Source organism: Pantoea sp. S61, assembly GCF_016625145.1.
Lineage (GTDB): Bacteria > Pseudomonadota > Gammaproteobacteria > Enterobacterales > Enterobacteriaceae > Pantoea > Pantoea rwandensis_B.
In genome coordinates, this window is record NZ_JACVUO010000009.1 from 186,295 (window position 1) to 200,263 (window position 13,969).

A 13,969-nucleotide genomic window follows, 5' to 3' on the forward strand; every position below is an offset into this window, starting at 1 on the left:
CACAAAATTCCGCTAACCTGATGCCAATCAGCCCGAGGAGAACCACGATGGACTTAGCCGTTTTCGATCTGGACGAAACCCTGATTTGTGAAGACAGTACCAGCCTGTGGCTGCGCTGGCTGGTCTCACAGGGATTTGCCCCCGAAGCACTCATCTCTCAGGAACAAGCCTTGATGGAGAAATACCATGCCGGCACCCTGTCAATTGAAGAGTATATGAACACGACGCTTTCCCCGCTCGCCGGTATGGCGACCCTGACGGTTGAGGGTTGGGTGCGGCGTTTCATCCATCGCGATATCCTGCCACGCGTGTTCCCCGCTGCGCGGGAACGCATTAACTGGCATCAGCAGCGCGGCGATACCGTGATGATCATCACCGCCAGTGGCGATCATCTGGCGGTACCGATTGCACAACGTCTGGGCGTGCACGGTGCGCTGGCGATTGGCGTGGAAGTGGTGGACGAGCGCTACAGCGGCCAGATTTACGGCACCGCCACCTATCGTGAAGGGAAAGTGACCCGTCTGAGTGACTGGAAGGCTTTGCAGCAGGATCAGCGCTTTGAAAAAACCTGGGCTTACAGCGACTCCATGAACGATTTACCCCTGCTCAATCACGCCGATCACGCCTGGGTGGTCAACCCTAATGCGCTGCTGCTGGAGCAAGCACAGCAGCGCGGTTGGGAAGTCTGTAACTGGGTGCGTTAAGTTATCCGCGCGCGGCGCTGGCGGGTTCCGCCAGCCCGACTTTTAGCAGCTTGCCGTTGGCTTCATCGGTGAGCACATAGAGATAACCATCCGGTCCCTGGCGCACATCGCGAATACGTTCGCCGCGATCCCCCAGCAATCGCTGCTCTTCCACCACTTTCTCACCGTTCACCCGTAAGCGAATCAGACTTTTTTCCTTCAGTGCGCCGATGAACAGCGAATTTTTCCACTGCGGGAAACGTGCGCTGTTGTAAAACGCCATCCCGCTGATGGCCGGTGACACTTTCCACCAGAACTGCGGTTGTTCTGTTCCCGCAACATGCGTGCCCTGCGCTTCCGGTACTTTCTGTCCGCTGTAATCGATACCGTAAGTGGCCAATGGCCAGCCGTAATTTTTGCCTTTCTGCGGGATATTCACTTCATCGCCGCCGCGTGGGCCGTGTTCACTTTCCCACATTTGCTGCGTCCACGGATTGAAAGCTAATCCCTGCGGATTACGCATGCCGTAGGACCAGATTTCTGCACGCGCGTCTTTACGTTGCACAAAGGGATTATCCGCGGGGACATCACCGTTCTGCGTCAGGCGCACGATTTTTCCTGAAAGCTTGTCGAGCTGTTGCGCGCTCAGGCTGGAAAAGTTGTCGCCAAACGCGATAAAGAGAAAGCCCTGCGCATCAAACGCCAGCCGGGTTCCTATATTCGCGCCGCTGGAGAGTTTCGGTGTCTGTTCCAGTACCACCTTAAAGTCACTCAACTGACGATTATCTTCACTGAGACGGCCATAGCCGACGACACCACCCGCTCGCCCCTGCGCATCAGCCGTGGTGTAACTGAGCCACACGCGGCGACTCTGGGCGAAATCCGGTGCCAATACCACATCCAGTAAGCCGCCCTGGCGGTTTGCCCACACGTTTGGCACACCGCTGATGGGCTGCGACAATCCCTTCCCCGGCTGCCAACTGCGCAGTTGCCCGACGCGTTCGGTGATCAGCAGCGTTTGATTGTCGGGAAGGAAAGCCACCGACCAAGGATGGTCGAGTTTATCCTGCAATACCTGAACCTGGACATCAGCAGCCAGAGTCGAGTGGGCGTAGCTCAATGCGCCAAGCAGCAGCGCGACAGGCAGTAAACGCATGGGATTCTCCTTTATCACGGTCTGCCGTTAAGGGTAGTCAGCCAGTAAGAAAGGATGTGCAGGATTTACAAAACATTAAGCCCGACAAAATGTCGGGCGATTGGATCAAGGGGCAGAAAATGCCACGACATCTCGAACCATCTCATCGATGCCTGGGCGCACATCGTTGAGCGTAATCGGCGCGCTGTTGTTAGGCAGTGACTTACCGAAGGCTTTGCGCACCACTTTAATCAGCGGCTTACCCGTCTGTGCATCGACCGCTTCTACTTCCAGGAATAGCGCACTGTTCTGGGTGCGATGCCCGGTTGCCGCCATGGTGCTGGCGACCACCGCCGCAATCGGCACCACTTCATAGAACTGCACTCCTTCGTTTTCTGCCGTTACGGCGGTGATGGCGCTTTTCACCCTAAGCGTATGTGCACCAGGCTTGCCCACCACCGGTTTACGTTCTGCGACCGCGCGTTTTAACTGGCTATCGGTGTACTGACGGATTTCATCCAATGTTTGCTGGCTGATGCGTTCAGTCGGTCGCGCGGCGGGATAGTAAACCACGGGTTCGAACACCACGTTGGTGTAATCCGCGCTGTGATAATCCGGCGAGATCCAGCGCAATGTCGGTTTACCGCTCGGTGACTGTTCAGATTTTAACTGGCTGTAATCGCCGAGAAAGCCGGAAAACTGCTGTTTATCCGCGACATGAGAGGTACAACCTACGGCCAGAAATGCCAGTGTCAAAGCAGGAATATAAAGACGAAATCGCATGAGAAGGCCCTTATAAGAGGTATATCGCTTCTCAAGTGTAGAGCGCACGCTGCGCTTTAGCGGGAAATTTTCACAGATTGAGAGAAGAAACCACCTGCATTGCAGGTGGTTAGAGGAATTACTCGAAGCAGGTTTCTGGATTCTCAGACAACGAAATGAAACTTTCGCCGCCTTTGGTCAGGGCAATAATGCCGCCGCTCTCAATATCATAAACCCACCCATGCAGACGCACTTTGCCTTTACGCAGCGCCACCGCTACCGAAGGGTGTGTTTTGATATTGTTCAGCTGAGCAATCACGTTCTCTTTGACCATTTCATTGAGACGGGTTTCCACCGCTTCATAGTTACGCTCTTCCACCACAGCTTTCGCTGCATTGGCGTAGTGCAACCAGTGATCAACTGCGGGCATGCTTTCCAAATCCGCATTGGATGCGATGGCGTTCATGGCGCCACAGTTGGAGTGACCGCAAATAATGATTTCAGTCACGCCCAGCGCAACTACCGCGTACTCAATCGTGGCGGACACACCACCCGGTTCGGGACCAAACGGCGGCACAATATTACCGGCGTTACGGATCACGAACAGCTGGCCTGGCTCGGATTGGGTGACTAATTCAGGCACCAGACGGCTGTCTGAGCAGGAGATAAACAGGGCTTTGGGATTCTGGTTTGACGCCAGACTTTTGAAAAGATCCTTCCTTTCAGGGAACACATTCTGTTGGAAATTCAGAAAACCTTTAACGATCTCTTGCATTTGTCTGCTCTCACTTTATCCGCATCTGCGCTGGCGATACGATCGGCACCGTCAGCACGCGTTCAAATTCTTCAGTGCGGTGAATAACTTACAATCACCAACCGAACATTTAAGCAAAACAGGCGGGTTTACACAACTCGGATCACCGTTAACGGTTCGCAGCCACCAGCCTTATCGGCGATGATTTGAACGGATAACGGCTCCATTAAGCATAGCGGGAAACGCCCATTACGCTGTTAAGGAGATTCTTACATCACCTATACATTTTCCCTCGCAACCTCTGTACAATCCCCCGCCTATCCACACTAATTATGATGAATTATTATCCTTATGAGCCATGTCAAAAATCCGCCGCGCGTAGGCTTCGTCTCACTCGGCTGCCCAAAAAACCTCGTCGACTCAGAACGCATCCTGACGGAACTGCGTACTGAAGGCTACGATGTGGTGCCACGCTACGATGATGCGGAGATCGTCATCGTTAACACCTGTGGATTTATTGATAGCGCCGTACAGGAATCACTGGAAGCCATCGGTGAAGCGCTGAACGAGAATGGCAAAGTGATCGTCACCGGTTGCCTGGGTGCCAAAGTGGATCAGATCCGCGAAGTGCATCCTAAGGTACTGGAAATCACCGGCCCGCACAGCTACGAGCAAGTGCTGTCGCACGTTCACACTTACGTGCCAAAGCCGGAACACAACCCATTCCTGAGCTTAGTGCCAGAGCAAGGCGTGAAGCTGACGCCGCGCCACTACGCTTACCTGAAAATTTCCGAAGGCTGTAACCACCGTTGCACTTTCTGCATCATTCCTTCTATGCGTGGCGATCTCGACAGCCGCCCGATTGGTTCGGTGCTCGACGAAGCCAAGCGTCTGGTGGAAGCCGGCGTCAAAGAGCTGCTGGTGATCTCACAGGATACCTCGGCTTACGGCGTGGATGTGAAACACCGCACCGGTTTCTGGAACGGATCCCCGGTGAAAACCAGCATGGTCAGCTTGTGCGAACAACTGGCGAAACTCGGCGTGTGGGTGCGTCTTCACTATGTCTACCCTTACCCGCATGTGGATGACGTGATTCCGTTAATGGCCGAAGGGAAAATTCTTCCGTACCTTGATATTCCGCTGCAGCACGCCAGCCCACGCATCCTGAAGTTGATGAAGCGTCCAGGCGCGGTTGAACGCACGCTGGAGCGCATCAAACGCTGGCGCGAAATTTGCCCGGAACTGACGCTGCGTTCGACCTTTATCGTCGGCTTCCCCGGCGAAACCGAAGAAGATTTCCAGATGCTGCTCGACTTCCTGAAAGAAGCGCGTCTGGATCGCGTTGGCTGCTTCCAGTACAGCCCGGTTGAAGGCGCGACGGCCAACCAGCTACCCGATCAGGTGCCAGACGACGTGAAGCAGGAACGTTTCGATCGCTTCATGCAACTGCAGCAGAAAATCTCCAGCGAACGTTTGCAGGAGAAAATCGGCCGTGAAGTGTTGGTGATCATCGATGAAGTGGATGAAGAAGGCGCGGTGGGTCGCAGCATGGCCGATGCACCTGAGATCGACGGTGCAGTGTATCTGAATGGCGATCGTCAGGTGAAAGTCGGTGATGTGGTGCGTGTCAAAGTTGAACACGCCGATGAGTACGATTTATGGGGTACGCGCGTTTAACCGTGCTTCTGCTGGTGCGCACGTTTGCGCGCCAGATAATCGGTGTCCGCTCTCAGCCGATCCCAGCATGATTTGAAGATGGCCGCTGCTGCGGCCTTTTCTTTTTCTGTGGTGCGCGGCAACTCATTGCCATCCGCATCATATTTGCGTCCGCCTTTGTGATTGCTATATCGGCGCGCGCGGGTATAGCCCATCTGAATAAATTTTCGCGCCATATCCATGCCGACAAAGTCGTCCTGTGCACGATACTCCTCAAACAACTGCATGATCTGAACGGAAGATTCCTGAGCCAGTTCCACGGTACGGAAGCGCCAGAACGGCAGAATTTCGCTCTTGTAAGGCTCCACCATTAACACCCCCTGCTCACCGCGCCCAACCTGATAAAGGTCTGGCCGCTGTCGGAAATCGATATTCTTAAAGTCTTGTTCGTAATCAAAGGGTTTCACTGCATTTCTCCTGCACGACATTATCACTTATTGCAATTATTTTTTTGCGGCTCTTAAGCAATATGCTTTTACACCGATAACTTCTCTACTAGCCTACTTTGCTCAGGGAAAATCATGTTAACGAAAATGAAAATTGTGACTGCCATCATATTGATGCTGTTGGTATTCACCGCTATGCAGGCCATCTCCGGCTCGCTGTTTTTATCTTCCCTGATCGCTGGCCAGCATAACTTCACTGCCAGTAGCCAACTATCGCATCAACAGCGTGAGTTCTCCGACAGTTGGCAAACGCTGGTGAAAACGCGCGTCATTATCAACCGCGTCGCGATTCGTATCCTGAAAAATCAGACTGATGATGCTTCACGCGCTGCCATTGACAAGCTGCTGGTTTCCGCGGGCGCATCGCTTGATGAAGCTAAGCAGCACTTTGACCGCTACAAAAGTGTCCCACGGATTGCGGGGCAAAGTGCAGAGTCCGCCAAGCTCATTGAGAGCAAGTTCACGGCTTATTATCAGCTTTTAAACCAATCCGCCGCATTCCTGAAAGCCAACAACTACGCCGCCTATGGTGAGTTGGATGCACAGCAGGCGCAGGATGATTTGGAAGCGGCCTACAAACAATGGCGTGGCGACAACGTGCAGTTGATCAATGCGCGCACTGCGGATAACGATAGCACTTATCAGCATATGCTGGTGATGGTCGCCGTGATGGCAGTGATTGTGGTGCTGTTGTTGCTGGTGGTATGGCTGCTGGTTCGCCGCATCCTGTTAGCGCCGATGAAGCAAGTGCAGCAGCAGATGGAGCGCTTCGCCGAGGGCGATCTTTCCGCCAGTTTGACGATTGAAGGACACAGTGAAATGGCCGCCATTGCCGCGAGCCTCAACCATATGCAGCAAGCACTGTTGGGCACGATTAACAATGTGCGCGACAGTGCCGATGCCATTTTCGGCAGTGCCAGCGCGATCGCCAACGGTAACAACGATCTCTCCTCCCGCACTGAGCAACAGGCCGCCTCGCTGGAAGAGACCGCCGCCAGCATGGAAGAGCTGACCGCCACCGTTAAACAGAATGCCGATAACGCACGTCAGGCGACGCAGCTAGCGAAAACCGCGTCGGAAACGGCTGACCGAGGCGGCAACGTGGTCGATGGCGTCGTAAAAACCATGCGCGACATCGCCGACAGCTCGAAAAAAATCGCCGACATTACCAGCGTGATCGACGGCATTGCTTTCCAGACCAATATTCTGGCGCTGAATGCTGCCGTTGAGGCAGCGCGCGCAGGTGAACAGGGACGTGGCTTTGCGGTGGTCGCGGGTGAAGTACGTAATCTGGCACAGCGCAGTGCGCAGGCAGCGAAAGAGATTAAGCTGCTGATTGAGGGCTCCGTGCAGCGCGTCAATTTAGGCTCACAGCAGGTAAGCAGCGCCGGCGATACCATGCAGGAGATCGTCAGTGCGGTCACGCGCGTGACTGACATCATGGGCGAAATTGCATCAGCTTCAGACGAGCAGAGTCGCGGTATCGACCAGATTGGTGTGGCGGTGAACGAGATGGATCGCGTGACGCAACAGAATGCCACGCTGGTGCAGGAATCGGCTAACGCCTCGGCTTCGCTGGAGCAGCAAGCCAGCAGCTTGTCCTCGGCGGTGGCGCGCTTTAAAACCGGGACACGGGCTGTGATTGCACCGATAACAAAAACCGTGAAAGCCCCTGTCGCAGCCACACCACGCGCTTTGCCCGCTGCCGGTGCACACAGCAACGACAACTGGGAAACCTTCTGAGGTAACTGAAAACCAGGGGCGCCAAAAGCGGCGACCAGCTCGTCTGTTTAGCAATGGATGATAACGCAGTGCTCATTGTTAAAAAGGGCACCATAGTAGAGGCGAGAGCGCCTCTGCTGCTGCAAGGGCTATCCGCAGCGCTGAGGCTTTTACGTTGGGCCAGGAGCCAGCAGCAGAGGTGCGCTGGCCCGCACCTCTGCATTCTCAGCCAAACGAAAAAAGCTGCCACTTTTCACCGTGACAGCCTTTGCGAAAATGACCTCAGCTGACGAACACTGCACCCTAAGGCGTGGAAACGGGATCAGGTCTTTAACTTCGGATCCAACGCATCTCGCAGTCCATCCCCCAACAGATTAAACGCCAACACCGTCAGGAAAATCGCCAGACTGGGGAAGATCGCCACATGCGGCGCAATCACCATATCGGCCCGCGCTTCATTAAGCATCGCGCCCCACTCCGGCGTGGGCGGCTGTGCGCCCAGTCCGAGGAACGACAAACTCGCCGCCGTGATGATCGACGTGCCGATACGCATGGTGAAATAGACCACAATTGACGACACGGTACCGGGCAGAATGTGACGCATAATAATCGTCCAGTCTGATGCGCCGATGCTGCGGGCTGATTCAATAAAAGTTTGGTGTTTCAGCACCAGCGTATTGCCACGCACCAGACGAGCAAAGGCTGGAATACTGAAAATCGCCACCGCCACAATCACATTGCTCATGCCGCTGCCCATGATCGCCACCACCGCAATCGCCAGCAGAATGCCAGGGAAAGCAAACAGCACGTCACAGATACGCATGGTAATGCGATCCCACCAGCCCTCGTAATAACCGGCCAGCAAGCCCAGCAACGTACCTATCAGCGCACCGATCGCCACCGAAAAAAAACCGGCAATCAGTGAAATACGCGTACCAACCAGTACGCGGCTAAATATGTCACGCCCCAGCGAATCCACACCAAACCAGTGCATCATCGATGGCCCATCATTCAGCCGGTCATAGTCAAAATAGTTTTCTGCATCAAACGGGGCAATAAACGGAGCGATAAACGCCACCACAATCAACAGCAGCACAAATAAGCCCGCCACCATCGCCACATGTTGATGACGAAAGCGGCGCCAGAATTCACGCCACGGCGTACGTACCCGGGTTTCCGTCATCATCGGCATGGTTTTCAATGCCGCTGCGCGTCGCCAGTTTTTCAAGTGCGACTCCTTACCTGTAACGGATGGCCGGGTTGATCGCCGCATACAGCATATCGACAATCAAATTGATCAAAATGAACTCCAGCGAGAACAGCAGCACCTCGGCTTGAATGACCGGGTAATCGCGCATCTCAACAGAATCCACCAACAAGCGGCCTAAACCGGGCCAGTTGAACACCACCTCCACCACAATCGAGCCACCCAGCAGGAAACCAAACTGCAGGCCCATCATAGTCACCACCGGGATCATCGCATTGCGCAGACCGTGTTTGACCACCACCAGCGACTCACGTACCCCTTTGGCGCGCGCGGTACGCATGTAATCTTCCTGCATCACCTCGACAAACGAGGCGCGGGTAAAGCGTGCCATCACCGCCGCCACGGCTGCACCCAGGGTTATCGAAGGCAGAATGTAGTGTTTCCAGCTGTCGGCACCGACGGTTGGCAGCCAACCCAGCTCAACAGAGAACACCTGCATCAGCAGCATGCCTAAGGCGAAAGCGGGAAAAGAGATACCAGACACAGCCAGCGTCATACCGATGCGATCGGGCCAGCGGTTGCGCCAGACGGCCGATGTAATGCCGATGGTCATACCGAAAATCACCGCCCATACCATGCTGGTCAGCGTCAGCCATAGCGTTGGGAAGAAGCGTGCAGCAATCTCTTCCGAGACCGAACGTTTCGATACCATCGACTGGCCGAAATCCCCCTGCAAGGCATTGAGAATAAAGTGCCAGAACTGCTGGATCAGCGGTTGGTCGAGGCCCAGCTCCTGGCGCACCAGTGCCACCACTGAGGCATCCGCTTCCGGACCCGCGATCAGGCGCGCCGGATCGCCCGGCAGCAGGTGGACAAATAAGAACACCAGCACCGCAACAATCAGCAGCGTGGGGATTAACCCCAGTAGTCGTTTGAGAAAATAGTTGAGCATGCAAAATCCTGCGCAGCAACGGCCAGCCTCGCAAGGCTGGCCTTGCCAGTTACTTCAGATCCGCCTCATCAAAATTGAATGAGGTATCGGGCATGACATAAAAACCGGTGAGGTTTTTATTGTTCGCGGAGAGCAACTGCTCAACCACCAGCGGAATCCACGGATGGTCGTTCCAGATACGATCCTGAGCGTCTTTGTACAGTTTGGCTTTCTGCTCACGATCGGTGGTTTTCAATGCATCACTCAGATCTTTATCCACCTGCGGATTGCTGTAGAACGCCGTGTTAAAGATAGCTGGCGGCCAGGAAGTGGTGGCAAAAAGCGGCGTCAGTGCCCAATCTGCCTCACCGGTCGAAGCCGACCAGCCCGTGTAGAACATGCGGACACCGCTCTCTTTCTGCCCTTTACTCTCGACTTCTGCGGCACGTTGGCCAGCATCCATCGCGGTGACTTTAACCTTCACGCCGACCTGCGCCAGCTGCTGCTGAGTGAACTGCAACACTTTCTGCGCCGTGCTGTGGTTGTGAGAGGACCACAGTGTGGTCTCGAAACCGTTCGGGAAACCGGCTTCCTTCAACAGTTCACGCGCTTTGGCCGGATCATATTTGATTGCCGGATAGGTCTGCGCAAAATCAATCGCCGGCGGCACGATGCCGGTAGCCGGTGTGGCATAACCCGCAAACGCCACTTTGACCAGCGCCTCACGGTTAATGGCGTATTCCAGCGCTTCACGCACTTTCGGGTTATCAAACGGCTTCTGCGTCACGTTGAGGCTGATGTAACGCTGCATAATCGATGGCGTGGTGACGACGTCGAGTTTGCTGTTGCCCTGCAGCAATTTAGCCTGCTCAAACGGTACCGGGAATGCAAAGGTCGCTTCGCCGGTCTGCAACATCGCCGCACGGGTATTGTTGTCTACCACCGGGCGGAAAGTGATGCTGTCCAGCTTTGGATAGCCTTTCTTCCAGTAGCCATCCCACTTCTTCACTTTGACGAAGTCGGTCTGATTCCAGGTGACGAACTCATACGGACCGGTCCCCACCGGATGGAAGCCAATGTCCTTACCGTATTTCTTCAGGGCGGTGGGCGAAATCATCACAGCCGCTGGGTGTGCCAGATTGTTGATGAAGGCCGAGAACGGCTGCTTCAGCGTAATTTTCACCGTGGTCGGATCCACCGCCTCGGTGCTGGCGACATACTTAAACAGGTTATAACGCTTGAGATGATTATCCGGATTGCTGGCACGGTCGATGTTGGCCTTCACCGCTTCAGCATTGAAATCGGTGCCGTCCTGAAACTTCACGCCCGAGCGCAGTTTGATGGTGTAAGTTAAGCCATCACTGCTCGCCTGATAGCTTTCCGCCAGCACGTTTTGCAGCTTCATGTCCTTATCAAAGCCGAACAGTCCCTGATAGAACGCCTTGGCCACCGACTGCGACAATGTGTCATTGGCGTCGTACGGGTCCATCGTGGTAAAGGTTGACGCCACAGCAATTACCGCGTCCTTCGCTGCCCACGCTGGCATTGCCAACGCTGAACTCAACAACCCGGCAGTGATAACCCCTTTTCGCATAATGTGGTGCATTGTTATCGTTCTCCTGTAATCCCTGTCATGCGCGGCATCCGTGGATGACGCGGTTGCTTGCTGCTCAGGCGCCGCTAATGGCGTGGCGGGCAACAAAATGCCCCGGTGCCACTTCCAGTAACGGTGCCACTTCTGGCTCATCACCCAAGGGGCGAATCGGGCTGGGGATCTCATCCACCATTAATGCCCGCTCACGATGACGGTGCGCCGGATCGGCGACCGGCACCGCGGCCATCAGTTTTTTGGTATAGGGATGGCGCGGCTGCTCAAACACCGCCTGGCGCGGCCCCATTTCCACAATCTGTCCGAGATACATGACGGCCACGCGATGGCTGATGCGTTCTACCACCGCCATATCGTGAGAAATAAATAAGAAGGCGATACCAAACTCGCGCTGCAAGTCGAGCATCAGGTTAATGATTTGCGCCTGAATTGAGACGTCCAGCGCCGAGACTGACTCATCGGCAATCACCACTTTAGGATTCAGCGCCAGCGCACGGGCGATGCAGATACGCTGACGCTGACCGCCTGAAAACTCGTGTGGATAGCGCTGCGCATGCTCCGGCAGCAAGCCAACGCGCTCCAGCAGCCAGGCTACGCGCTTCTCCGCCTGTTGCCGATCCATGGTTTTATGCACCAGCAGCGGTTCCATAATCGAGAAACCCACCGTCAGGCGCGGATCGAGCGAGGCGTAAGGATCCTGAAAAATGAACTGAATATCGCGCCGCAGCGAAGCCAGCGCGTTGCCCTGCAGCGCATCAATGCGCTGACCATTGAAAGTAATCGTGCCGCCCTGGCTGGCAACTAAGCGCAGCAGCGAACGACCGGTAGTGGATTTTCCGCAGCCGGATTCACCGACCAGCGCCAGCGTCTCGCCAGCGTGCAGATCAAAGCTGACCTTCTCCACCGCATGCACACGGCGCTTAACGCGATTCAGTAAACCACCACGAATATCAAAGCGCGTCACCAGGTCGCGCACCTGCAAAATCGGCGGTTCATCGCTACGCACCGTATCCTGTGGTGTCGCCACTTCTTCACGACCATTGGTGTGCAGCAACGGGAATTTGGCCGGCAGCGGCTGGCCGCTCATCGCCCCCAACTTCGGTACTGCCGCCAGCAAGGCGCGGGTGTAAGGCTGTTGCGGCGCATCAAACAGCTGCTGCACCGGCGCACGCTCAACCACATCGCCGCGATACATCACCTGCACGCGGTCGGCCATCTCCGCCACCACGCCCATGTCGTGAGTGATAAAAATCACCCCCATCTGCATCTCTTTTTGCAGCACGCGAATCAGCTGCAGAATTTGCGCCTGGATGGTCACGTCCAGCGCGGTGGTGGGTTCATCGGCAATCAGCAGCGCCGGTTTGCACGACAGCGCCATGGCAATCATCACGCGTTGACGCATGCCGCCAGAGAGTTGATGCGGAAAACGCGATAACACATTATGGGCTTCAGGTATGCGCACCAGATCCAGCATACGCCGTGCTTCGGCCTGCGCTTGCTGGTGGCTTTTGCCCTGATGTAAACGGATGGATTCGGCGATCTGCTCACCCACGGTGAAAACCGGGTTGAGTGAGGTCATCGGCTCCTGGAAAATCATCGCCATATCGGCACCGCGCACTTTGCGCATCTGGCTGGCGGTGGCGTGCATCACATCCAGCACCTCGCCGTTACGTCGACGCAGGCGGATATCGCCACTAACATCGCCGCCCGCCTGCTGAATCAAGCGCATCAGCGCCAGCGACGTGACCGATTTGCCCGAACCGGATTCGCCAACCAGTGCCAGCGTTTCCCCACGATGCAAATCCAGCGACAGGTGACGAACCGCTTCGGTGATTCGCCCTTCATGCTCAAATCGTACGTTGAGGTCACGCACCGCCAAAACCTGCTCGGGTGCAAACTGCTGATGCTGCTGCGTCATGCCTGCTCCTTAGCTATCGCGGTAAATCGCTACCTCGACTTCGCCACCGACATAGGCGAATCCCCGATACATCCCTTCGCTGTTGAAGGGCAGCGCCACATTGCCGTGGCTGTCGACGGCAATCAGCCCGCCGCTGCCTTCCAGCTCCTGCACTTTGTCATGAATCACGTTGGCGGTGGCTTGCTGCAGGCTACGGCCACCGTACTCCATCTGTGCAGAAACGTCATACGCTGCCAGAGTACGAATAAACACTTCACCGGTGCCGGTACAAGAGACCGCCGCCGTTTCATTATTAGCGTAGCAGCCCGCACCGACGAGCGGGGAATCACCCACGCGCCCGACCTGCTTGTTGGTCATGCCGCCGGTTGAGGTCGCAGCGGCCAGATTACCCTGAAGATCGAGCGCCACGGCACCCACGGTGCCGAATTTGCGATCGGGGTCGAGCGGATCGTCGCTGTGACTTTGCGCGGCGCCATCATGGTCGAGCACCATCTGCTGGCTGCTGAGCGCACGCTGTAATTGCTCCCAGCGTTCAGGCGTGGAGAAGAAATCCGGTGCAACCTGTTCCAGCCCCTGTTCAGCGGCAAAGGCTTCTGCCCCCGCACCGATAAACAGCACGTGAGGGCTGTTTTCCATTACTTTACGCGCCGCCAGAATCGGGTTACGAATGTGATTCACGCCCGCCACCGCACCGACATCGAGGGTACGACCATCCATAATGCTGGCATCGAGTTCGTGGGTGCCCTGATGGGTAAACACCGCGCCTTTGCCTGCGTTGAACAGTGGGCACTCCTCCAGCAACCGCACCGCCTCGGTCACCGCATCCAGCGCACTGCCGCCTGCAGCCAAAATCTGCTGGCCTGCGGTAACGATTGCGTTCAGTTGCTGACGATAGTGCTGCTCTTTTTCGGCGCTCATGGCGGCACGCGTGATTGCGCCCGCACCGCCGTGAATTGCGATAACTGCTTTAGCCATAACCGGTACCCTGTCAGGAAATCAGAGCCAAAAACACTGATTTAGAATGGTTTTCATCTTTTTTTGGCAATTTTCGACTATAGAAAGGCACTCCCGGCTTGTAAAGCAGAA

12 protein-coding genes are annotated in these 13,969 nt (G+C 55.6%); 3 read left to right on the forward strand and 9 right to left on the reverse strand.

Annotated elements, in window-relative coordinates:
- Positions 1–47 precede the first annotated feature (47 nt).
- Positions 48–704: an HAD family phosphatase gene (locus tag IAE30_RS17835; protein ID WP_038647898.1), complete on the forward strand. Its 657-nt coding sequence runs from the start codon at positions 48–50 to the stop codon at positions 702–704.
- Position 705: 1 nt separating this feature from the next.
- Here the strand turns inward: IAE30_RS17835 and IAE30_RS17840 are convergent, their stop codons facing one another.
- The 3 genes from IAE30_RS17840 to IAE30_RS17850 form a co-directional block, all read right to left on the reverse strand.
- Positions 706–1,839: a PQQ-dependent sugar dehydrogenase gene (locus IAE30_RS17840; protein ID WP_200680507.1), complete on the reverse strand. Its 1,134-nt coding sequence runs from the start codon at positions 1,837–1,839 to the stop codon at positions 706–708.
- 105 nt (positions 1,840–1,944) lie between these two features.
- Positions 1,945–2,601 carry a DUF3313 domain-containing protein gene (locus IAE30_RS17845; protein ID WP_200537182.1) on the reverse strand — a complete coding sequence of 219 codons (657 nt, stop codon included), beginning with the start codon at positions 2,599–2,601 and terminating at the stop codon, positions 1,945–1,947.
- Positions 2,602–2,719: 118 nt separating this feature from the next.
- Positions 2,720–3,355 (reverse strand): carbonic anhydrase, encoded by a 636-nt coding sequence (locus tag IAE30_RS17850; RefSeq protein ID WP_034820773.1) that lies wholly within the window; start codon positions 3,353–3,355, stop codon positions 2,720–2,722.
- A gap of 330 nt (positions 3,356–3,685) precedes the next feature.
- On the opposite strand from IAE30_RS17850, the gene rimO reads away from it, so the two are divergent.
- Positions 3,686–5,011: a 30S ribosomal protein S12 methylthiotransferase RimO gene (gene rimO, locus IAE30_RS17855; protein WP_038647904.1), complete on the forward strand. Its 1,326-nt coding sequence runs from the start codon at positions 3,686–3,688 to the stop codon at positions 5,009–5,011.
- Here rimO and IAE30_RS17860 read toward each other — a convergent pair.
- Complete coding sequence (locus tag IAE30_RS17860) at positions 5,008–5,457, reverse strand: DUF4385 domain-containing protein (protein WP_200537181.1); 450 nt, start codon at positions 5,455–5,457, stop codon at positions 5,008–5,010. The genes rimO and IAE30_RS17860 overlap by 4 nt on opposite strands.
- Before the next feature lie 114 nt (positions 5,458–5,571).
- On the opposite strand from IAE30_RS17860, the gene IAE30_RS17865 reads away from it, so the two are divergent.
- Entirely contained in the window at positions 5,572–7,239 is a 1,668-nt protein-coding gene (locus IAE30_RS17865) for a methyl-accepting chemotaxis protein (RefSeq protein WP_200680509.1), read from the forward strand.
- Between the two features lie 301 nt (positions 7,240–7,540).
- Here the strand turns inward: IAE30_RS17865 and gsiD are convergent, their stop codons facing one another.
- The 5 genes from gsiD to IAE30_RS17890 form a co-directional block, all read right to left on the reverse strand.
- Positions 7,541–8,446 (reverse strand): glutathione ABC transporter permease GsiD, encoded by a 906-nt coding sequence (gene gsiD, locus IAE30_RS17870; RefSeq protein ID WP_038647910.1) that lies wholly within the window; start codon positions 8,444–8,446, stop codon positions 7,541–7,543.
- A 10-nt stretch (positions 8,447–8,456) separates the two neighbouring features.
- The gene (gene gsiC, locus IAE30_RS17875) at positions 8,457–9,377 is read right to left on the reverse strand and encodes a glutathione ABC transporter permease GsiC (RefSeq protein WP_200680511.1); all 921 of its coding nucleotides are present in this window, start codon (positions 9,375–9,377) and stop codon (positions 8,457–8,459) included.
- Positions 9,378–9,426: 49 nt separating this feature from the next.
- On the reverse strand, positions 9,427–10,962 hold the full coding sequence (gene gsiB, locus IAE30_RS17880) for a glutathione ABC transporter substrate-binding protein GsiB (RefSeq protein WP_200680513.1): 1,536 nt from the start codon (positions 10,960–10,962) through the stop codon (positions 9,427–9,429).
- A 64-nt stretch (positions 10,963–11,026) separates the two neighbouring features.
- On the reverse strand, positions 11,027–12,883 hold the full coding sequence (gene gsiA, locus IAE30_RS17885; RefSeq protein ID WP_200680514.1) for a glutathione ABC transporter ATP-binding protein GsiA: 1,857 nt from the start codon (positions 12,881–12,883) through the stop codon (positions 11,027–11,029).
- 9 nt (positions 12,884–12,892) lie between these two features.
- Complete coding sequence (locus tag IAE30_RS17890) at positions 12,893–13,858, reverse strand: isoaspartyl peptidase/L-asparaginase family protein (RefSeq protein ID WP_200537177.1); 966 nt, start codon at positions 13,856–13,858, stop codon at positions 12,893–12,895.
- Positions 13,859–13,969: the final 111 nt, after the last annotated feature.

What these genes read in the sequence shown, in the direction of transcription:
- IAE30_RS17890 (WP_200537177.1), bottom strand. Translation starts at nt 13,858, where the DNA reads ATGGCTAAAGCAGTTATCGCAATTCACGGCGGTGCGGGCGCAATCACG.
- IAE30_RS17835 (WP_038647898.1), top strand. Translation starts at nt 48, where the DNA reads ATGGACTTAGCCGTTTTCGATCTGGACGAAACCCTGATTTGTGAAGAC.
- IAE30_RS17850 (WP_034820773.1), bottom strand. Translation starts at nt 3,355, where the DNA reads ATGCAAGAGATCGTTAAAGGTTTTCTGAATTTCCAACAGAATGTGTTC.
- IAE30_RS17865 (WP_200680509.1), top strand. Translation starts at nt 5,572, where the DNA reads ATGTTAACGAAAATGAAAATTGTGACTGCCATCATATTGATGCTGTTG.
- gsiB (WP_200680513.1), bottom strand. Translation starts at nt 10,962, where the DNA reads ATGCACCACATTATGCGAAAAGGGGTTATCACTGCCGGGTTGTTGAGT.
- IAE30_RS17840 (WP_200680507.1), bottom strand. Translation starts at nt 1,839, where the DNA reads ATGCGTTTACTGCCTGTCGCGCTGCTGCTTGGCGCATTGAGCTACGCC.
- IAE30_RS17845 (WP_200537182.1), bottom strand. Translation starts at nt 2,601, where the DNA reads ATGCGATTTCGTCTTTATATTCCTGCTTTGACACTGGCATTTCTGGCC.
- rimO (WP_038647904.1), top strand. Translation starts at nt 3,686, where the DNA reads ATGAGCCATGTCAAAAATCCGCCGCGCGTAGGCTTCGTCTCACTCGGC.
- gsiA (WP_200680514.1), bottom strand. Translation starts at nt 12,883, where the DNA reads ATGACGCAGCAGCATCAGCAGTTTGCACCCGAGCAGGTTTTGGCGGTG.
- gsiC (WP_200680511.1), bottom strand. Translation starts at nt 9,377, where the DNA reads ATGCTCAACTATTTTCTCAAACGACTACTGGGGTTAATCCCCACGCTG.